The sequence below is a fragment of the Micromonospora sp. CA-111912 genome, assembly GCF_050948415.1.
Classification (GTDB): domain Bacteria; phylum Actinomycetota; class Actinomycetes; order Mycobacteriales; family Micromonosporaceae; genus Micromonospora.
Genome location: NZ_CP192007.1, coordinates 5,492,418 through 5,511,431 on the forward strand (window position 1 = coordinate 5,492,418; position 19,014 = coordinate 5,511,431).

At 73.1% G+C, this 19,014-nt stretch carries 17 protein-coding genes and 1 other RNA gene; 4 read left to right on the top strand and 14 right to left on the bottom strand.

Annotated features, from left to right (window positions below):
- Positions 1-485: 485 nt before the first annotated feature.
- The 3 genes from ACQPZO_RS22735 to rnpB form a co-directional block, all read right to left on the bottom strand.
- Positions 486-1,271, bottom strand: a complete 786-nt coding sequence (locus tag ACQPZO_RS22735) for a maleylpyruvate isomerase family mycothiol-dependent enzyme (RefSeq protein WP_433343800.1) — start codon at positions 1,269-1,271, stop codon at positions 486-488.
- 160 nt (positions 1,272-1,431) lie between these two features.
- Entirely contained in the window at positions 1,432-1,626 is a 195-nt protein-coding gene (locus ACQPZO_RS22740; RefSeq protein WP_433343801.1) for a tyrosine-type recombinase/integrase, read from the bottom strand.
- 654 nt (positions 1,627-2,280) lie between these two features.
- Positions 2,281-2,697, bottom strand: an RNA gene (gene rnpB, locus ACQPZO_RS22745) — RNase P RNA component class A.
- Positions 2,698-2,888: 191 nt separating this feature from the next.
- Between rnpB and ACQPZO_RS22750 the strand changes: the two genes are divergently transcribed.
- Positions 2,889-3,650, top strand: coding sequence for a sulfite exporter TauE/SafE family protein (locus ACQPZO_RS22750; RefSeq protein ID WP_433343803.1), 762 nt, complete (start codon positions 2,889-2,891; stop codon positions 3,648-3,650).
- A gap of 127 nt (positions 3,651-3,777) precedes the next feature.
- Here ACQPZO_RS22750 and ACQPZO_RS22755 read toward each other — a convergent pair whose 3' ends face one another.
- Positions 3,778-5,010 carry an MFS transporter gene (locus ACQPZO_RS22755; protein WP_433343805.1) on the bottom strand — a complete coding sequence of 411 codons (1,233 nt, stop codon included), beginning with the start codon at positions 5,008-5,010 and terminating at the stop codon, positions 3,778-3,780.
- 53 nt (positions 5,011-5,063) lie between these two features.
- Here ACQPZO_RS22755 and ACQPZO_RS22760 point away from each other — a divergent pair, with 53 nt between their 5' ends.
- Positions 5,064-5,540: a MarR family winged helix-turn-helix transcriptional regulator gene (locus ACQPZO_RS22760; protein WP_433343807.1), complete on the top strand. Its 477-nt coding sequence runs from the start codon at positions 5,064-5,066 to the stop codon at positions 5,538-5,540.
- A 79-nt stretch (positions 5,541-5,619) separates the two neighbouring features.
- Here the strand turns inward: ACQPZO_RS22760 and ACQPZO_RS22765 are convergent, their stop codons facing one another.
- The 5 genes from ACQPZO_RS22765 to ACQPZO_RS22785 all read right to left on the bottom strand — a co-directional run bounded on the left by ACQPZO_RS22765 (position 5,620) and on the right by ACQPZO_RS22785 (position 10,493).
- Positions 5,620-6,867 carry a bifunctional RNase H/acid phosphatase gene (locus ACQPZO_RS22765; protein WP_433343809.1) on the bottom strand — a complete coding sequence of 416 codons (1,248 nt, stop codon included), beginning with the start codon at positions 6,865-6,867 and terminating at the stop codon, positions 5,620-5,622.
- Between the two features lie 5 nt (positions 6,868-6,872).
- Entirely contained in the window at positions 6,873-7,610 is a 738-nt protein-coding gene (locus tag ACQPZO_RS22770; protein WP_433343811.1) for a zinc ribbon domain-containing protein, read from the bottom strand.
- Positions 7,607-8,572: a Nif3-like dinuclear metal center hexameric protein gene (locus ACQPZO_RS22775; protein ID WP_433343813.1), complete on the bottom strand. Its 966-nt coding sequence runs from the start codon at positions 8,570-8,572 to the stop codon at positions 7,607-7,609. Before ACQPZO_RS22775 ends, ACQPZO_RS22770 begins: the two co-directional genes overlap by 4 nt.
- Before the next feature lie 101 nt (positions 8,573-8,673).
- Positions 8,674-9,246, bottom strand: coding sequence for a flavoprotein (locus ACQPZO_RS22780; RefSeq protein WP_433351165.1), 573 nt, complete (start codon positions 9,244-9,246; stop codon positions 8,674-8,676).
- Positions 9,247-9,263: 17 nt separating this feature from the next.
- Positions 9,264-10,493 carry a helix-turn-helix domain-containing protein gene (locus tag ACQPZO_RS22785; RefSeq protein WP_433343814.1) on the bottom strand — a complete coding sequence of 410 codons (1,230 nt, stop codon included), beginning with the start codon at positions 10,491-10,493 and terminating at the stop codon, positions 9,264-9,266.
- Positions 10,494-10,738: 245 nt separating this feature from the next.
- Between ACQPZO_RS22785 and ACQPZO_RS22790 the strand changes: the two genes are divergently transcribed.
- Complete coding sequence (locus tag ACQPZO_RS22790; RefSeq protein ID WP_433343816.1) at positions 10,739-11,410, top strand: bifunctional DNA primase/polymerase; 672 nt, start codon at positions 10,739-10,741, stop codon at positions 11,408-11,410.
- 433 nt (positions 11,411-11,843) lie between these two features.
- On the opposite strand, the gene ACQPZO_RS22795 is transcribed toward ACQPZO_RS22790, so the two are convergent.
- The 5 genes from ACQPZO_RS22795 to ACQPZO_RS22815 all read right to left on the bottom strand — a co-directional run bounded on the left by ACQPZO_RS22795 (position 11,844) and on the right by ACQPZO_RS22815 (position 18,220).
- Positions 11,844-12,590, bottom strand: a complete 747-nt coding sequence (locus ACQPZO_RS22795; protein WP_433351167.1) for an FAD:protein FMN transferase — start codon at positions 12,588-12,590, stop codon at positions 11,844-11,846.
- A gap of 49 nt (positions 12,591-12,639) precedes the next feature.
- On the bottom strand, positions 12,640-13,227 hold the full coding sequence (locus tag ACQPZO_RS22800) for an FMN-binding protein (RefSeq protein ID WP_433343818.1): 588 nt from the start codon (positions 13,225-13,227) through the stop codon (positions 12,640-12,642).
- 96 nt (positions 13,228-13,323) lie between these two features.
- A complete protein-coding gene (locus ACQPZO_RS22805; protein ID WP_433343819.1) occupies positions 13,324-14,736 on the bottom strand; it encodes a ferredoxin reductase family protein in 1,413 nt (470 codons plus the stop codon).
- A complete protein-coding gene (locus ACQPZO_RS22810; RefSeq protein WP_433343820.1) occupies positions 14,733-16,112 on the bottom strand; it encodes a DUF1501 domain-containing protein in 1,380 nt (459 codons plus the stop codon). Before ACQPZO_RS22810 ends, ACQPZO_RS22805 begins: the two co-directional genes overlap by 4 nt.
- A gap of 8 nt (positions 16,113-16,120) precedes the next feature.
- On the bottom strand, positions 16,121-18,220 hold the full coding sequence (locus ACQPZO_RS22815) for a DUF1800 domain-containing protein (RefSeq protein ID WP_433343822.1): 2,100 nt from the start codon (positions 18,218-18,220) through the stop codon (positions 16,121-16,123).
- A 501-nt stretch (positions 18,221-18,721) separates the two neighbouring features.
- On the opposite strand from ACQPZO_RS22815, the gene ACQPZO_RS22820 reads away from it, so the two are divergent.
- Entirely contained in the window at positions 18,722-18,979 is a 258-nt protein-coding gene (locus tag ACQPZO_RS22820) for a DUF3040 domain-containing protein (protein WP_405105747.1), read from the top strand.
- The last annotated feature ends 35 nt before the right edge of the window (positions 18,980-19,014 follow it).

The window sequence follows — 19,014 nt, forward strand, 5'->3', positions numbered from 1 at the left end:
GCCGCAGCAGCCCCACCGCTAGGACGTGCCCGGGCCCTCCCTCGCAGCCGGAAGCCCCGACCCAGGGTCCCCGAGCGCCGGCCCCGGAAATGCCGCCACGACGGCGCAGCCGGCCCGGTCCAGGGCAAGGTCAACTGATTCTGCGCTCAGGGCGTCTCCAGGGCGTCAGGACGTCCTCAGGGCGTCAAACGCCGGCCAATGTTGACCGAGAGCGACCATCGACACCCGAACATAGAACCAGCTCAGAGCCTTGATTAAGGTCTCTGAGCTGGTGGGCGACGGACGAGTCGACCTGTAGGCCGGATTAAGATCACGACAGACCCGCTGACCAGGGTCAGAACCTGGCGAGGGCCGCTGTAGGCCGTCGCCAGGCCGTCAGGCGTCGTCTGCCAACCAATTCGCGATCGACCACATCGCGGAAGAGCCCCAGCCAGTTGCCAGGGGTCATGTGGCCCCGGGTGCACGAGATCGCATGTCGTCGGTTGTCACACGGACGGGTCCCAGGCGGCGAGCTGATCGAAGATGCGACGGTCGCCTTCGAACTTCAGCGAATCCAGCGGTATGCGGCCGTAGAAGAACAGGACCAGGTCACTTGCCGTGCCCCGGGCGGAGGCGTCGGCCGTTTCGGGATCCTCGCCGGCAACGGGCGTGAAGCGGGCGACCTGTGCGCCGTCTTGAGAAAGCCGAAGGCGCCAGGAGTGGCCCTCGGTGGCGTGGTAATCGACGATGGCGGGATCGTGTGGCCAGGCGACCGTGGTTGCGCAGAGGGTGAACTGGCAGTCGTCGAAACCGTCGAAGGCGACCTCTTCTGGTAGCGGCTGCGGGGCACCCAGGGTGAGCTGGGCGTCGTAGGTGTGCACCGCGATCTCGGGGACCTGTCGCCGTGCCCAGGCACCAGAGGTTTGCGGTGACGGCGAGTCATCCCACCACGTCCAACAACTGCGATCCGGGCCGGCCTCACGCAGCGCGCTCGTCAGTTGCTCGATGGACTCGGTCCACCAGGCCAGCAGTGCCTCGCGTTCCCGAGGCGCACCCATGCCGTCGTCCCAGGCCAACTTCTCCGGGGGTGCGTCTGCGGGCCCTGCCGCGACGATGGCGGCTGATTTGCGGCGGCCCATGCCCACGTGTTGCACGAGATCAAACAGCGTCCGCTCGGGATGGGTCGGAACCTGCATGTCGAGACTGGGTGCCGCGGCGACCGCAGCGCGGAAGGCGGTCGACCGTTCGTTGATCAGCCGCAGATGATCAGAGAACGTGAGAATTTTATGCACCCGGCTTTCTACCACTGTGCTCCAACGATCGGACAGCGAATTTCGCAACCGATCGCGCCGGCCGCCCCGGCACTGATACGTGCCCTTGGTTGACGCGCGGAGAGCGACATCCGCGACGTGAAGACCACTCGCACGGCGCGCCACTCGACTAGGTGGTAGATCAGTCTGTGGACGGGGGTTCTTGGAAAAGATCATCGATTGCGCGGCGGGTACGTTCCTCGCTGGCCGGCATCAGGTGGGTATAGACGCGGAGCGTGAAGCCGGGGTCGGAGTGCCCGAGGTACGAGGCAAGGGCTTTGATGCTCTCCCCCGCGTCCAGCAGCGCCGAGGCGTAGAAGTGGCGAAGCGCGTGCATCCCGGTCGCCGGGTCGGGATGATGCCGGCCGCCTCGACCGCCGGGCGCCAACTCTTGCCGTCGAAGGTGGCACGCTTGAGCGCACCCCGCCGGGTGGTGGTGAAGATCAGCGGCGCCGTCACCCGCTCCTCGCTGAACGGGTCTTCCCACGGCAGGGTGATCGAGAGTGGGTCGTACTTCTTGGCGTGCTCTTTGAGTGGCTGTGCAACCGAGTCAGGTAGCGGGATGCGGCGGTCCCGATCGTTCTTGGGTAGGCCGAAGACCAGCCGGGAGCGGACCACCTTGACTTGCCGAACGACGTGGACCCAGCCTGACGCGAAGTCGACCTGATCGACACCGAGCCCGAAGATCTCACCTTGCCGCAACCCGCAGCCGGCGCCCAGGTCGGCCATCGGGCGGTACCGCTCCGGCCCGTACGAGCCGAGCGTCAGCGTGAGCCACATGGACGGCCGGTAGGTCGAGCCGTCCGAGGCGGTGTACGTCTTGCCGACGTGCACCGTTCGACCTTGCGCCGAGGAGGTTCCGGGGCATCCTACCGCCGCTTGGTCGACCGCTTGCGGCGCCGGCCGGTGCCGTCGTCGCCCAAGGTCAACCAACGACACCAAACAAAAGACCAGGTCAGAGCCTTGATCACGGCTCTGAGCTGGTGGGCGACGGACGAGTCGACCTGTACGCCGGATTCTGTGCCCGGCGCCTACCCCTCGCGGGGTCCGCGCCAGCGGCGGCCATCCATCTAGGCCTGCCGTCGCCGGCAGGCTCGTGCGGCCTACCCGCAGACATCGGGCGGGCAGCCCTCAAGCGTCTGCGCTGGGCCGTCATCTTGCGATGGCGGCCCATTTTGGCCTTGCTCCGGGTGGGGTTTACCGAGCCATCCCGGTCACCCGGGATGCTGGTGGGCTCTTACCCCACCGTTTCACCCTTACCGTCCCCGTTGGGGCCGGCGGTCTGTTTTCTGTGGCACTGTCCCGCGGGTCGCCCCGGGTTGCCGTTAACAACCACCCTGCCCTGTGGAGTCCGGACGTTCCTCGGCGACGGGCCGGAGCCCGTCGACGCGACCGCCCGGTCGACTCGTCCGTCGCACCACCCATCCTAACGACGCGGCGGCCTCGCCTATTGCCGGCCCTCGCCCGCCCTTGATCCACTCGATGTCATGGACATCGGGGAAGGGCGGGGCCTGGAGACTGCGGGGGTGCGTGACGTGAAGTGGATCAAGGTCAGGGTACGGGGGCGGGGGTGCCTCGGGCGTACTAGCCTCGGGGATCGTGGATCTCTCCAGCGCTGCGCTCCTGGTCACTGCCGGTCTCGCCGCGGGCACGGTGAACGCGGTGGCCGGGGGCGGTTCGCTGATCACCTTCCCGGCCCTGATCGCGGTCGGCCTGCCGCCGATTCCCGCGAACGTGAGCAACTCCGTGTCGGTCTTCCCCGGGTACGTGGCCAGCGTGGCGGGCAGCCGGGCGGACCTGCCTCGCGGGCGGGCGCTGTGGCTGCTGCTGCCGACCACCGTCGCCGGCACGATCGTCGGCTGCCTGCTGCTGCTGGCCACCCCGGCACGGGCGTTCGAGCTGACCGTGCCGTTCCTGGTGCTCGGGGCCACCGCCGTGCTCGCCTTCCAGGATCCGCTGCGCCGCCTCGTCGGGCACCCGGCCGACCTGGCTCCGCGCCGTCGTACGGTGACGGTGCAGGCCATGGTCGCGGTCGGCGCGGTGTACGGCGGCTACTTCGGCGCGGCGCTCGGGGTGATGCTGGTGGCCGGCCTGGCCCTGGTGCTGGACGCGACGCTGGCCCGGGTCTCGGCGGTCAAGAACCTGTTGTCCGCCACGGTCGGGCTGACCACGCTGGTGGTCTTCGCGCTGTTCGGCCCGATCAACTGGGCGGCCGTGGCGGTGGTCGCCCCGGCGACCCTGGTCGGCGGGTATGTGGGCGCGCGGCTGGTTCGCCGGCTGCCGCCGGTGGTGCTGAAGACGCTGATTGTGGTGTTCGGCACCGGCATCGGCCTGTATCTGCTCTGGCGCGCGCTGCGCTGAGCGTCGACGCGGCCGTGCTGGTCGGCACACCGGCGACCGGAGCCGCCCAGGCAACGGGACACGGGCAGCGCCGCGCTGTGCTGAGCCCGCGACCGGGGCCGCCCCGGGGAGCGGGCTCAGCGGCGGCTCAGTACGCCTCGCCGACCGGTTCCTCCGGGGTGTGCTCGACGTCGGTGGCGGCCCGGTTCCAGCGGGACCAGAGCACCCGCTCGCCGTAGCCGGCGGCCATCACGTGGGCGAAGGCCAGGTAGACCAGCACGCCGACGGCGAGGACGCCGAAGCCGACCCAGAACGGCAGGGCGAGGCTGTGCTCGGCGAGCTTGCCGGAGATGATCGGGGCGGGCGCGGCGGCCCCCCAGCGGACCAGGTTGAACGCGCCGGTGGCCACCCGGCGGTCACCGGAGCCGAGGCCGAGCGCCAGGTCGGTGAGGTTGGCGTTGGCCAGGCCCATGAACAGGCCGGAGATGACGAGCACCACCAGCGACATGGCGGTGCCGGTCGAGGTGGCGAACAGGACCATGCAGACCAGTAGGCCGGCGATGGCCACGCCGACGGTCTGCACCGCGCCGATGCGGTGGGCGAGCCGGTGGCCGAGCACCAGGATGCCGGCGGCCAGGCCGAGGCCCCAGCCGGTGAACGCCAGCCCCAGCGGGACGATGTCCAGGCCGAGGAAGAGCGGCGTGTAGCCGAGCACCACGAAGAAGACGAAGTTGTACGCGGCGGTGACCACGCACAGGGTGACGAACGCGGGCCTGCGGTAGGTCGAGAAGATCTGCCCGACGCGTACGGGCGGCTGCCGGTTGGCCGGCTCGCGGATCTCGCGGGACGCGACGGCCAGGGCGAGCACCATGAACACGCCGCAGACGAAGAACGGCAGCCGCCAGCTCACCTGGCCGAGCAGGCCGCCGATCAGCGGTCCGACTGCGAAGCCGAGGCCGAGCGCGGTCTCGAAGAGGCCGACCACCCATTCACGGTCGTTGGCGAGGTTGACCAGCACCACCATGGCGGTGGCGAAGAACATCGCGTTGCCCAGCCCCCACACGCCGCGCAGCACGGAGAGCTGGACGATGTCGTTGCTGAACGAGGCTCCGATGGCGGCCAGGCCGACCACCGAGACGCCGGTGATCAGCACCGGTTTGAAGCCGAACCGGCCGCTGGCCAGCGTCGCCGGGATCATCCCGACGGCCATCACCGCGATGTACGCCGTGAACAGCAGCTCGACCTGCCAGGCGGTGACCCCGATGGCCTCGCCGATGGCGGGCAGGATCGGGTCGACCACGGCGATGCCGGCGATGGCGAGGAAGGCCACCAGTGTGGTGGCGTAGATGGCACTGCGGTTGGGCTCGGTACGCCGATCCACTCCGCCTCCCAGATAGCTGTATCGTACAGGCAATTCGGTTGTATCATACAAGCATGAGCGACGACCACACCACGGGAAGCGGGCCGGACGAGACCGCCCTCGCGCGCATCGAGACCGAGGTGGCGATGCTGATGCGCCTCGGTGAGGCGACCCGACGGGCCACCGGCACCGCCGAGCACCGGGTGCTCGACCGAGCGGCGTACGTGATCCTGCGGCACCTGGCCGTGGCCGGGCCGCAGAACGTGTCGGCGCTGGCCGCCCGGCTCAACCTCGACGGCTCCACGGTCACCCGGCAGGTCTCGGCGATGCAGCGGGACGCCCTGATCGCCCGGTCCCCCGACCCGACCGACGGCCGGGGCACGGTCATCTCCCCCACCCCGGCGGGGCTGCACCGGATGGACGCCGTGCGGGCGGCCCGCACCCGGCTCTACGGGGACATCCTCGCCGACTGGACGCCCGGGGACCGGGACACCCTCGCCGACATGCTCGCCCGGCTCAACGAGGCCCTGGAGAACCGCGCCCGCCGCTGAACGCGCAAAACCCGGAAAGAGTGGCCATTCGCCGAGGAATGGCCACTCTTCCCGAAAGGTGCGCGGGGCGGGGGTGGGGTCAGGGGGTGGGGAGGTGGGCGGTGTCGTTGATCGAGCGGACCGCCAGGCCACCGTCGGGCCAGCGGTCCAGGACGGAGATTCCGGCCGCGTCGAGGTAGAGCCGGTGCAGGAACGCGTCGTCGGCGCTGAGGGCGTCGCGCAGCACCAGCTTGATCGGCGAGACGTGCGAGACCACCACCACGGTCTCCCCGGGGTACGCCTCGATCAGCGCGTCCGTGACCCGGGTCGTCCGGGCGGCGACCTCGGTGAACGACTCGCCGTCCGGTGGGGCGACGCGGGTGGAGGCGAGCCAGGCGTCCAGCTCCCCCGGCCAGCCGGCGCGCACCTCGGCGAAGGTGCGCCCCTCCCAGGCGCCGAAGTCGCACTCGATCAGGTCCCCGGCCGTGCGTACCGGGACGTCGCCGAGCGCCCCGGCGATCGCCTCGGCGGTCGCCGTACACCGGGACAGGGGCGAGCTGACCACGGCCGCGACGGACGGCGCGAGGGCGGCCACCCGGGCGGCCGTGGCCCGCACCTGGGCCCGGCCCCGCGCGGACAGCGGCACATCGCCCCGGCCGGAGTAGCGGCGCTGCTCGGTGAACTCGGTCTCGCCGTGCCGGACCAGGATCAGCCGGGTGGCGGTGTCACTGGGCTGCGGTTCCCAGGAGGCGGGGATGGTGGCCGGGTCGGAGCCGGCCCCCCGGGTGGCGGCGCGGGCGGCTGCCTCGCGGGCACGGGCCCGGGCGGGCGAATCCGGGGCGGCCACCTCGCGCGGCGGCTCGCCGATCGCAGCCGACGCGGCGGTCCGGGCCGGCTCGACGATCGCAGCCGGCGCAGCGGTGCGGGCCTGCTTGCCGGCGGCGGCGTCCATCGCCGCGTTGGCGAGGGCGTCGGCGTGCCGGTTGCGTTCCCGCGGGATCCACTGGAAGCGCACCGCGGCGAACCGGCCGACCAGGGCCGCCGCCTGCGCGGCGAGCGGACGCAGCCCCGGGTGCTTGATCTGCCAGCGCCCGCACATCTGCTCGACCACCAGCTTGGAGTCCAGCCGGGCGTCGACCTCGGCCGCGCCCAGCTCGGCGGCGGCCTCCAGGCCGGCGATGAGCCCGCGGTACTCGGCGACGTTGTTGGTGGCGGTGCCGATCGCCTCGGACCGCTCGGCCAGCACCTCGCCGCTGGCCGGGTCCCGGACCACCGCGCCGTAGCCGGCCGGGCCGGGGTTGCCCCGGGACCCGCCGTCGGCCTCGATGACAACCGCGCGCACCGCCACCGCGCCTACAGCCCGGACTCGTTGGTGCGGACCATGATCCGGCGGCACTCCTCGCAGCGGACCACCTCGTCCGGGGCTGCCTTACGGATGCGGGCAATGTCGGCGCCGGAGAGGTCCAGCCGGCAGCCGCCGCAGCGGGCGCCGGTCAGCAGCGCCGCGCCGAGGCCGCTGTCCTCGCGGATCTTGTCGTAGAGGGTGACCAGTTCGCCCGGCAGGTCGCCGGCGAGGGGCTGGCGGGCGGTCCGCTTGAACTCCTCCTCCTTGGCGATCTCGGCGAGGGCCTCGTCGCGACGCTGCTCGGCCGCGGCCCGCCGCTCCCGCGCCTCGGCCGCCCGCCGCTCGATGCCGTCGAGCACCCCCTGCGCGGTCTCCCGCTGCTCCATCAGCTCCAGCTCGGCGTCCTCCAGGTCGCTCTGCCGGCGGTTCAGCGAGACCAGCTCGTGCTGGAGCGCCTCCAGTTCCCGGGCCGGTCCGGTGCCGGCGGCGAGCCGCACCTCGTCCTTGTTCTTGCGGGCCCGGACCTGCTCGACGTCCTTCTCCAGCCGGGCGATGTCCCGGTCCAGGTCGTCGACGGCGACCTGGGCGCGGACCCGCTCGTCCTCCAGCGCGGACAGCTCCCGCGCGAGGCCCTCCAGCTCCGCCCGCTCGGGCAGGGAACGGCGGCGGTGGGCGAGCTGGGCGAGGGAGGTGTCGATCGCCTGGAGGTCGAGCAGGCGGCGCTGGACCTTGGGGTCAGCCTTCACGGTCTGGGCTCCTTGTCGTCCGCGGCGGGGGCGGGGTCGGGGTCGGGATCGGCGGCGGATACCGGGGCGGCGCCGCCGGGCGCGGGGTCGATGGTGGCGGGGTCGGCGGGTGCCGAGCCGCCGCCGGGCGCGGCGGCGTGCACCGTCCACGGGTCGGTGTCCAGGTCGGACACCATGGTCTCGACGCCCAGCTCCGCCCGAAGGAGGGCGGCCAGGTCGTCCAGCCAGGGTCGTTCGGTCGCCCAGTGGGCGGCGTCGAGCAGGGCCGGGCCGCCGGCGGCGAGGTGCTCGCCGGCCGGGTGGTGGCGCAGGTCGGCGGTGAGGTAGGCGTCGACGCCGGCCGCGGTGGCCGCGCCGAGGAAGGCGTCCCCCGAGCCACCGCTGACCGCAAGGGTACGCACTGTCCGCGTCGGGTCGCCGGCGGCGCGGACGCCCCAGGCGGTGGCGGGCAGCACGGCGGCGGCGTACCTGGTCAGCTCGGCGAGGGTCATCGGCCGGGGCAGCTCGCCGATCCGGCCGATCCCCCGGCCCGCGCCGACGGCCGGGGTGCCCGGGGCCGGGGGGTGCAGCGGGCGCAGCCCGGTCAGCCCGAAGCGGGCCGCCAGCGCGTCGGAGACGCCGGGATCGGCCACGTCGGCGTTGGTGTGCGCGACGAGGAGCGCAACGTCGGCCTTGATCAGTTGGTGGACGATCCGCCCCTTGTACGTCGTCGGGGCGACCGAGGAGACCCCGCGCAGCAGCAGCGGGTGGTGGGCGACGATCATGTCCGCCCCGGCGGCGAGGGCCTCGGCGACGGTCTCGGGGACGACGTCGACGACGCAGGCCACCCGGCGGACCTCGGCGGTCGGCTCGCCGAGCACCAGCCCGACCCGGTCCCAGTCCTCGGCCCAGGCCGGCGGATAGTGCCGGTGCAGCGTCGCCACCACGTCGGCCACCGTCGGCGGTGTCGGGGTTTTGCTCACGGCGGGCCACTCTACCGGCGCGCGCCGTAGGTCAGGGCCGCGGCTGTGGACAGGGCCCCCGGGTGCAACGGAATCCGTCGGCAAGGGGCCCTGCTCCTCGATCAGGCGGCTGGGGTGACCGGGCAGCGCCGGTCGCGGAGCGCCGCCAGGCCGGCGCCCCACGGGAACGCGTGCAGGTGACGCTCGCCTGCGCCGGGTGGGTGCAGCGGCACGACGTGCTCGCCGAAGACGACGTCCACCCCCCACTCGGCGAGCCGGGCCAGGCTGGCCCGGAAGGCCGGGTGCCCGGCCATCGCGACGTTGGTGAACGGCACCGCCACGATCGGCACCCCCTTGCCCTGCGCCTCGACCAGCAGGCCGAGGGCGAGGGTGTCGGTGATCCCGGCCGCCCACTTGTTGACCGTGGCCGGGCAGACGATGATCGCGTCGGCCGGCGGCAGCACGTCCAGGTCACCCGGGTCCTTGTACCGGCTGCGGACCGGATGGCCGGTCTGCCGGGCCAGCGCCGGCCGGTCGACGAACTTCGCGCCGTCCGGCGTGACGACCACGCAGACCTCCCGGCCGTCCTGCTGTGCCAGCTCGACCAAGCGGCCGACGTGACCGGCCAGCGGCGACCCGCAGGCGATGACGTAGAGCACACCATGGCGCTCGCTGCCGCGGTGCGCGCCGTTCATACCGACCCCCGCCGCGCTCATACTCCCACTCCCATGTGCTCAGCCAACTCCGCAATCGGCGGAGGCAGCGCACCCCGTGTGCGACGCAGGACGTCCGACATCACCTCGTGGGCGATTGGGCGACAGCGGATCTCCGAGGGCGCGAGCCGGTCGCCGCGCAGCAGCATCTCCCCGGCGGTGGCCACGTCGCCGATCTGGGCCATGCCCCGGGCGATGTCGAGCAGATGGTGGGCCCGGCGCTCGGGGAGCAGTCCGTTGAAGGACGACTCGGGGATGCGCTGCTGGTGCACCTCCACCGCCCGCCCCCCGTCGCCCAGCTCCACCGCGGCGGCGGCCCGGTGCAGCTCGACGTTCGTCGGGCCGAATGAGGTCCAGTAGTGGTTCTGGTCGCCGCCGAGCAGGACGGCCGCCTCCTGGGCGCCGTTGATCAGGTCGTCCACGGTCGCCGAGTCGCCGAGCCGGGCAGCGGCCATCGCGCCTTGAAGCAGCAGTATCCCGTAGACGGAGAGCCGGTCGGGGGTGGCGTCGTTGCCGCCGCCGGGGGCCAGCCGGTTGGCGATGTTGACGTTGAGTTCCAGCGCGGAACGGGCCCGCCCCATGGCGACCATCGCGTTGCAGACCCGGGTGGTGGCGATCCCGGCGAGGAGCTGGTCGTCGGCCCGCTGGGCGACCGCCATCGACCGGTCGGCGGCCAGCCAGGCCAGGTCGCACTCGCCGAGCTTGCGCAACACCGAGGAGGCGATCTGGTACACCTGGCCGAGCAGGTGGGCGGCGTCGCGGGCCTGGTCGCCGTCGTGGCCGGCGTCCGCGGCCTGGGCGTCGCGCAGCAGCTTCGGCAGCGCCCGGATGAGCATCCCGTAGCGGCCGTACTGGTAGGTCAGCCAGGCGTGGTTGACCGCCTTGCGCATGTCCACCAGCGGTGGCGGGAACGGGGCGGCGTCGAAGTAGGCGCTCATCGAGTCGTACCGCTCCAGGGCCGCCCGGATCTCCTGGACCTCGACCGGGTCGATGCAGTTGAGCACGTCGGTACGCCGCTCCGGGTCCTTGCCGAGCAGCAACTGAACGTCGACCTCGAGGATGTAGGCGATCTCGTAGAGGACGGAGAACTTGTCCAGCCGGCGCACCCCGCGCTCGACCTTGTCCACCCAGCTCTTGGACTTGCCGAGCCGGTCGGCGAAGACCTGCTGGGACATCTTGCGCCGGCCGCGCCAGTACGCCACCCGCCGACCGATGGGTAACTCGTCCATGTCCATTCCTCCCCTGGCCGGGCCGGTTGGCCTCGGCGGCGACCGTGCGGACGAATCGGTGGTCCGTTCGTCCTCAAGTTTTCGCTGGTCGCACAGCCTGTACGTCGGCCGTGTGGTCAGCACTCTTAGCTTTCGTGCAACTTGCATCAGCCGTTCCGTCAAGTCAACGAACGCGGGTTACGGCAGTGACGGCGCTCGACAAGCGACCTGGCACCTACCGGTCCGGGCGAGAGGAGTTCGTAGGCATGTGGGGGAACGTCGGGCCGCGGGTCGCGCAACTGTCGCCGCTGGAACGGGTCCGGCTGCGCCGGGTCGCCGTCCGCTACGCCGTCCACGGCTGGGAGGTGACCCCCGGCGCATGCCTGGCCCGCAGCCGCTTCGTGTGCGGTCGGGCCGGCTGTCCCACCGTCGGCTGTCATCCCGCCCTGGAGGACTGGGAGCGGGCGGCCAGCACCGACGCGGCGCGGGTGGCGACCTGGTGGCGCAGCCGCCCGTACGGCGTGCTGCTGCCCACCGGGCGGGCGTTCGACGTCCTGGAGGTGCCGGCCCACCTCGGACGGGGGGTACTCGACGTGGTCGGGAACCACCCGGCCGGCTTCGGGGTCCGCGGCCCGGTGGTGGTGACGCCGACCGGGCGGTGGATGTTCCTGGTCCGTCCCGGCGACCCGCTGCGCCCGGAGCTGGAGCACTGCTTCCACGTGGTCCGGCACGGCGTCGGCTCGTGGATCCCGGCGCCGCCGACCCGGCTGCCGGAGGGCACGGTCCGCTGGGCGGTCGCCCCGGAACAGGCGCGCTGGCAGCTCCCGGACTCCTACCTGGTGCAGAACGTGCTGGTCGACGCGCTGCTGGCCACCGGCGTGACACTCACCCCCGAGTTGCTTCCCGGGCACCTGCCACTGCCACGACGCGGCTGGTGAACCCGCCCCGCCACACGCCCGCCTGTCGGGGAGCCGACGGGCCCCGGGCAGCGTCCCGCGCCCCGGGACGTCGTTGACCCGGACGAGGGGGCGACAGCGCCCCGAGCGGGGGTGTGATGTCCAGCAGGGATGACGCGGCACGCCGGCCAGACGGCGCCGAACCGCCACCGCACCACCGACGCGGGCACCGCTGGCCGCCGACCCGCCCGGCCGGCTCTCGCCCCGGCCGCCCCCGCCCCGGAGGCGCCCACCCGACCGGCACCCGCCGCCCCGCCGGCTAACCCCCCACCCACCACCCGCTGACCACCCACCCCACCCCACCCCCGCCCTCCGCGATCTTGCAGTTCGGGCCCGGTCATACCGGGACGAAAGCCCCATCCCGGGGCCGCGAGTGCATGATCACGGCGAGCGACGGGGCGCAGGGCCGGGGCCGTCAGGTGGGGAGGAGCGAGAACGGGGCGGGGAGGAGGGGGAGGCGGGGGGAGTGTAGGCAGCGGGCGTCGTCCGTGATCACCGCGTGCAGGTGGCCCGGGAGGCGGTCGAGCCAGCCGATGCCGGCCACCCCCATCGCCACCGCCGCCGTGGCGTACGCGTCGGCGACCCCCAGGTCCGGGCCGACCACGGTGACCGAGCGCAGGCCGGCGGCCGGGACCCCCCTGCGCGGGTCGAGCACGTGGTGCCCGCGCTCGTACACCCCGGAGGTGGCCACGGCCAGGTCGGTGCCGGTGAGCACCAGGCAGGCCGCCGACTCGTCCCACGGGTGCCGGACGCCGACCCGCCACGGCCGGCCGCTCGCCGAGTGCCCCCGGACGCGGACGTCCCCGCCGGCGTTCAGGCAGTGGTTCGGTGCCCCCGCGGCGACCAACCGGTCCGAGGCGACCTGCGCCGCCCAGCCCTTCACGTAGCCGGACGGGTCCAGCCGCCCGGTGGCGTACGCGTCGAAGAAGCCGTCCGTGGCGCCCCACAGGTCGGCGCAGCGCTCCAGGACCGTGCGCAGGTCCCCGGACGCCTTGGACAGCGGCACCTCGCCCCGGTCGAACCGGCACACCTCGCTGTCGGCCCGGTACGTGCTGAACCGGGCGTCCACCTCGCGCAGCCAGGCGAAGGCGTCCCCGGTCAGCTCGCGCAGCCGCGCCGTGGGCAGGTCATCGGCGAGGTCGAGGCTGATCGCCGTACCCATGACCTGCTCGACCCGGCGCAGGCCGGGGCGGGTCACCGGCGTGGTCACCTCAGCGCGCCCGGTCGAGGGCGGCCTGCAACGACTTCCGGTACGAGGTGCTGGTGGCGGTCGCCCCGGAGACGGTGTCCAGGTCGGCGCCCTGCTTCTGCACGACCTGCCCGGCGGTGCCGCTGTACCGGCCGTCGATCTCCTCGCTGCGCCGGTCGGACTGCGCGGTCTCCTGGGGCAGCTCCAGCGCCACCACGTCGACGATCCGGGTCCCGGACAGGGTGATCTGCACCTGCACGTTGCCGTACTCGTTGGAGACCACCGACCCGGTCACCTTGCGGGTGGTGGACTTCGGCGGCGCGGTGGTGGTGCGCGGCACCGAGGTGGGCCGGGCCGAGGTGCCGGTCCGGGAGCCCGGGGTGCGGGTGGCGCTGGCGCGGGGCTTCGGGGTGACGGTGGCGCGGGCCGACGCGGCGGAGGTCGGCGTGGGCTCGGCCGATCGGCCCGGGGCCGGCCCGGACGGCACCACCGGCGGCCGGGGGGCGGGCAGCTCCTGGGCGACCGGGCTGGCCTCCGGGGCGCCCTTGAGCACCACCAGCGCGGTGGTGCCGGCCGCGAGGCCGGCGATCGCGAGCAGCGCACGACGCATGGGCGGGGATCTCCTCACAGACTCGAAGGCGACGGTGGACGGAGGCAACGGAACGGAGGCGAAGGCGACGGGACCGACGGAGGCGGCGGTGGACGGCTACAGCTCGAAGGTGGCGAGGTGGATCTGCCGGCGCGGCACGCCGGCCCGGCGCAGCGCCCGGACGGACTGTTCCATCAGGCCGGGCGGGCCGCACAGGTAGACGTCCCGGCGGGCCACGTCGGGCACCAACTGGCGCAGGCCCTCGGCACTCATCACCTGCCGGGGGCCCTGGTCGTCGCGGGAGCCGATGACGTACCAGACGTCGGTGCCCCGCTCCTGGGCCAGCCAGTCCAGCTCCCGGTTCAGCAGCACGTCGTCGGCGGTGCGGGCCCGGTAGATCAGGGCCGCGCCGGGCGGCAGCTCCTCCAGCATCGCCCGCAGCGGGGTGATCCCGCTGCCGCCGGCGATCAGCAGGGCGCGCTCCCGGGTGCGGTGGGCGGCGGTGAACGTGCCCGAGGGGCCCTCCGCCCAGACCCGGGTGCCCTGGTCGAGGTCGCGCAGGTCGGCGGTGTGCCGGCCGACCACCTTGACGGTCAGCCGCAGCCAGCGGCCGTTCGCGGCGGCGGAGACGGAGAACGGGTGCGACTGCCACCAGCAGCCCCGGGTGAGGAACCGCCAGCGGAAGAACTGCCCGCCGAGCAGGTCGATGCGGTCGAGCCGGTCACCGGTGAGGTAGACCGAGACGGTGTCCGGGCTCTCCGCGACCACGTCGGCCACCCGCAGCCGGTGCCGCAGGTTGAACCGCAGCGGGGCCACCACCTGGCCCCAGAGCAGGGCGGCGGCGACCAGCCCGTACGCGGCGATCCAGCCGGCGCGTACCGGGCCGGCCGGGAAGAGCTGGGCGCCGTTGCTGAACTGGTGGCTGAAGCCGAGCAGCAGGACCAGGTAGCTGGCCAGGTGCAGGTGGTGCCAGAGCTCGTAGGGCAGGGCGGTGCGGACCGCCCGGATCCCGGTGAGGCCGAGCAGCACCAGGATGCCGGCGGCGGCGAACGCGGCGACCATGTCCTCGTACTCGCGCAGCAGCTCGCCGGCCTGGCCGAGCACCGACCGCCGGCCGGCGGCGTAGCCGACCACGATCAGCGACAGGTGGGCCAGCACGGTGACCACCAGGGTGGCGCCGACGTCGCGGTGCCAGCGGGAGATCCGCTCCCCGGCGAGGCGTCCCAGCAGGCCGAGGCGGCTCATCATCAGCACCTGCACCAGCAGCAGGTAGCCGGCGACCAGGCCGGCGATCCGCCCGGCGGCGGTCAGCGTGGCACCGGTGCCGTCCAGCGAGCCGGCCGGGGTGTCCAGCCACCACGGCAGCACGGCCGCGACCAGGCCCACCCAGAACAGGGTGGCCAGCGCCCGCCGGCCGCCCGGCCCGCGCCGGGGCACCGCCGCCGGGGGTACGGGAGCAGCCGACCGGCCGCCGCGCCGGGACGGGGTCCCGGCGCGGCGGCCGGCGGCGTGGGCGTGCTGATGGGTCACGCGTACAGCTTCATCGGGCTGAACTTCCGCCGGGGGAAGATCTTGTCCACCTGCGCGGTGGTGAGCCCGAACCGGCCCTGGGCGACGGATCCGTACACGTTGAACATGTTGTTGTACTCGGGCACGTCGCCGGAGTCCAGCTTGTCCAGGCCGTTCCAGGCGCCGAGCAGGGAACCGGCGAGCTTGCGGCCGGACAGGACGGTGACCACCCCGCCGTGGCCGTGGTCGGTGCCGCCACCGTTGGAGGAGACCCGGCGGCCGAACTCGCTGGACACCATGATCGTCACGTCGGCGGCCTTGTCGCCCAGGTCGGTGAAGAAGGCGGCCATGGCGCCGGCCAGCTCGTTGAGCCGCCGGTGCAGTTGGCCGCCGGACCGGGTGCCCTGGTTCTCGTGGGTGTCGTAGCCGCCCATCCCGACGGTGGCGACCCGGACGTTCGCCCCGCCCTTGATGAGCTGGGCGAGCTGCTGGAACGCGTTCCCGACGCCCTCGTACCTGACGCCCTCGACCGCCTGGTACGGCTTCGCGGCCAGCTTCTGCGCGGTGGCCAGCGCGCCGAGGCCGTCCTGCACCGCCTCCTCGACCGGGTGGTTGATCCCGGTGAACAGGCCCCTGATCGCCTTCTCGGTGGCGGCCCGGTACCGGGCGTCGCCGTTGAGCCGCAGCGAGCCGACGCTGTTCATGGACAGCGCGCCGTTGGTGCCGACCAGCGACCGCGGCAGGGTGCTGCCGATGCCGACGCTGCGGAACGCGGTGCCCTTGCCGAGGTTGTCGACCAGGCTGTCCAGCCAGCCCCGGCCGCCGGTCTCGCTGGGCAGGCCCCCCAGGTTGCAGGCGTCCGCGGCCTGGAAGTGGCTGCGGGACAGCCGCTCGTCGGAGACCGCCGGGACGAAGCCGAGCTGGCCGGCCTTGAGCCACTGCTCCAGCGGCTTGAACGCGCTGGTCAGCTTGAACCCTCGGCCCAGGGCCAGGGAGTCGTCGCCGAGCAGCAGGTCGGGGCGGGTCTTGGCCAGCACCGGGTCGCCGTCCGGGGCGACCAGGCTCAGCCCGTCCAGCCCGCCGTAGAGGAAGACGTGGATCAGCGTGCCGGTCCTCGTGGCGGCGAACGAGGCGGAGGTGGTGACGAACTGGGCGGTGGCCAGCGCGGTGGCGGTGGCGGCGGCCCCGGCCACGAAGGTGCGCCGGGTGACTCCCCGGCCGTCCTGCTGGGCCTCCTCCAGCTCCTCGAGCCGCCGGTAGCGGTCGGTCTCGGCGGCGTTCTCGGCGGCGACGAGGTCGGCCTCCGCCCGCAGCAGCGCCTCGGCCGGGTTGTCGGCCAGCCGCCGCAGGTCGGGGCATTCGGGGTGCAGGGGGAACGAGTGCACAGTCTTCTCCATCGGATGCCTCACCGGAGGTGGTGCTGGGGGGACGCGAGGATCGCCCGCGCGACGGCGGCGACGGCCCCGTTGAACGTGGCGTCGACCCTGGCGCTCGCCGACACCCCGGCGACGTCGAGGATCAGCTCCCGCTCCCGGGCGCTGAGCTTCTGGTGCACCAGTCGCTGGGCCAGCGCGTCCACGTACGCCCCGGCGGTGGCCGGCGGCCGGGCGACCAGCTTCTCCGGCCTGGTGTACGTGAACTGGGTGCGCCAGCCGCCGATCAGCTCGCCGGCCTCGTTCCAGCCGTTGACCATCGCGCCGGCCGAGGTCCAGGCGACGTAGACGTCCGGGTAGCCGTCCGGGGTGGGTTGGCCCATCGGGTACTGGCCCAGCTCGCGCATCTTGTCGTGGATCTGCCGCAGCCCCTGGGCGAACGCGGTGCGCTTGTTGTCGCCCTGCTTGAACCCGGGCGCCGCCTGCGGGGAGACGCCGAGGGTGCGGTACGTGGCGACCAGGTACTCCATCGGCCGGCGCACCTTCTGGCCCACCGACGCCCAGAACTCCGAGGAGCTGAAGAGCGTCATCAGCATCGGCCTGATCATGCCCTTGCTCGCCGAGTACGTCTTGGCCAGGCGCTCCACCAGGGACTTCGGCGGGGTGTCCGAAACGAACCGGGTGGCCAGGCTCTGCGCCACGTACCTCGCGGTCGACGGGTGCAACGCGATGTACGCGATGTACGCGTCGATGGCCGCGTCGGCCTTCTTCGGGTCGTCGGAGTTGTTCGGGTGGGAGAAGCCGAGGACCTTCACCTTGCCCAGGTAGTGCCGCTCCGGGCGGAAGACGTACTTGCCGTCGTTGACGCCGCGGCCGGTCTGGAGCAGGGCGGCCTGCCGGACGTCCTTCTCGCTGTAGCCGCCGTCGACGCCCACCGAGTACAGCTCCAGGTTCTCCCGGGCCAGGTTCTCGTTGACCGCGTCGGCGCGGGAGTCGTTCTGGCTGAGGTAGAGCAGCAGCGCCGGGTGCTTGTTCGCGGCGACCAGCATCTCCGGGTAGCTGCCCAACGCGTGCTTGCGCACCACGTCGGCGTCGAACGAGGTCCGGTACACCTCGCCGCCGTCGAAGTTGGCGGCGACGTGCAGGAAGTCGTTCCAGAAGTCGACCATCACCTCGAAGAGCTGGCGCTCCGACCAGATCTGCCGGGCGATGGTGGCGTCGACCACCTCACGCTCGGGCTGCGCGCCCCGCTCGTTGAGGGCGTCGCGCCGGTCGCGTAGCTGCTGGGGGCTCAGCTTGAGCGTCGGCAGGTCGGCCAGCTTCAGCTCCGCCGGGGTGGGCGCGAGTTTCTCCGGCTCCAGCTGCTGGCGGACCCAGGCGTCGATGCCGAGCCGCTTGATGTCGGCCGTCAGCTTCGGGGTGGCGCCGAAGGTCGCCCGGCTGGCCAGGTGCCGGATCGGGTCCTTGGCGAGCACGGTCTTGACCGTGACCTCGGTGGCCTCGGCGGCGGCGGCCGGGCCGGAGAAGGTACGCCCACCGGAGGGGCTGTTCTTCTTCAGCGCCTCGCCGGCCCGGGAGCCCATGTAGCTCTCGTTCTGCTCGGTGTAGGTGCGCACCGTGCTCGGCTGCTGGCCGCTGGGGCGGGCGGGGGTGCCGTCGGTGACCGTGGTGCCGGTGGCGTCGCCGACCGGGGCGTCGTCGCCGAAGAGCCCACGTACCTGCGGGGTCATGGCCAGGGCGGCACCGCCGGCCACCACTGCGGCGGTTCCCCCGATGGCGGCGAGGGCCCGCCGCCGACCCACCCCGCGGCCCGGGTCGTCGTCATCGTCGAGGTTGGGCAGTCCGTGGCCGGGGGTCGCGGCCTGGGCCGGCCGGCCGAGGCCGTCGGGGCCGACCCACTGGGGGCCGCGTCGCGCCGGCCCGGGGGCGGCGGGCGGATGTCCCAGGTACGGGCCGGCCGGGGCGGGGACGGCGGGCGGATGTCCCGGGTACGGATGGTTCGGCTGCTGGCCGGTCGGGCCGTAGGGGGCGGACGTGCCGTGGTCGCGGTAACCGTCCGGGGTGGGGTGCTGTCGTCCGTCCCAGCCGCGGTCGTCCCGCTGCCGGCTCGGTGGCACATTCTGGTCGGCCATGTACCAATCCCGTTTTCGTCGAACGCCGGCACGGCTGCGCCCGGGGGGTGGGGCGGGGTGCGGCGGCTACTGCTGGAGGAGTTGCCACGGAAGGTAGCCGGGGGGTGAAGGGCCTTCAAGACACGCCGAACCAGCCGGTGGAGGCACTTAAGGCGGCGCTCAACACCACCGACGGAGGGTCCGTTTCGACTGCTGCCGGGGGCGACGTCCGGAGCAGGACGAACACGCACCGGGCGGGCCCGGACGTGCCGTTTCGCACCGTCCCGGCGCGAGGTGCGCCGTTCCACGGCACAGGGAAACTTAAGTCGGGAGTAAGGCTGCGCTCAGGCGGCCACGGCCCGGGAAACCGCGCTCCGGCAGCGGTGGACGGACCGCCGGCGGGACGGCGGCGGCGGCTCCCGCCCGGCGGCCTGTCGAAAGTAGCAGCAGGAGGAGCGCGTGAGCCGCCGCCGCAGCGGGTATGCCGCCGAACCGCTGAACGCGTGAGGGGAAGGCACCGCCATGCTCAGCAAAGAGGATCAGCGCAGGTTCGAACAGATCACCCGTCAACTCCGGGAAAGCGATCCGGAGTTCTTCGCCCGCCTGGAACACCGGGCCCGGGCCCACCGCGGCCGGTACCTGATGCTGTTGACCATCGTGCTGTGGGCCTCGCTGCCGGCGGCGACCGTGCTGGCCGGCGGGCTGGCCGGGGCGATCTTCGCGGTGGTACTGCTGGCCAACGCCGCGCTCATGTGGCGGTTCCGCCGCCGCTGGCTGTGACGCCGGCCCGGCCGCCGGTCCGACGTGGACCGTGG

Coding starts and splice junctions, on each gene's coding strand:
- ACQPZO_RS22740 (WP_433343801.1), bottom strand. CDS start 1,626: ATGCACGCGCTTCGCCACTTCTACGCCTCGGCGCTGCTGGACGCGGGG.
- ACQPZO_RS22760 (WP_433343807.1), top strand. CDS start 5,064: ATGAGCGACGACCACACCACGGGAAGCGGGCCGGACGAGACCGCCCTC.
- ACQPZO_RS22780 (WP_433351165.1), bottom strand. CDS start 9,246: ATGAACGGCGCGCACCGCGGCAGCGAGCGCCATGGTGTGCTCTACGTC.
- ACQPZO_RS22785 (WP_433343814.1), bottom strand. CDS start 10,493: ATGGACGAGTTACCCATCGGTCGGCGGGTGGCGTACTGGCGCGGCCGG.
- ACQPZO_RS22790 (WP_433343816.1), top strand. CDS start 10,739: ATGTGGGGGAACGTCGGGCCGCGGGTCGCGCAACTGTCGCCGCTGGAA.
- ACQPZO_RS22795 (WP_433351167.1), bottom strand. CDS start 12,590: ATGGGTACGGCGATCAGCCTCGACCTCGCCGATGACCTGCCCACGGCG.
- ACQPZO_RS22800 (WP_433343818.1), bottom strand. CDS start 13,227: ATGCGTCGTGCGCTGCTCGCGATCGCCGGCCTCGCGGCCGGCACCACC.
- ACQPZO_RS22810 (WP_433343820.1), bottom strand. CDS start 16,112: ATGGAGAAGACTGTGCACTCGTTCCCCCTGCACCCCGAATGCCCCGAC.
- ACQPZO_RS22815 (WP_433343822.1), bottom strand. CDS start 18,220: ATGGCCGACCAGAATGTGCCACCGAGCCGGCAGCGGGACGACCGCGGC.
- ACQPZO_RS22820 (WP_405105747.1), top strand. CDS start 18,722: ATGCTCAGCAAAGAGGATCAGCGCAGGTTCGAACAGATCACCCGTCAA.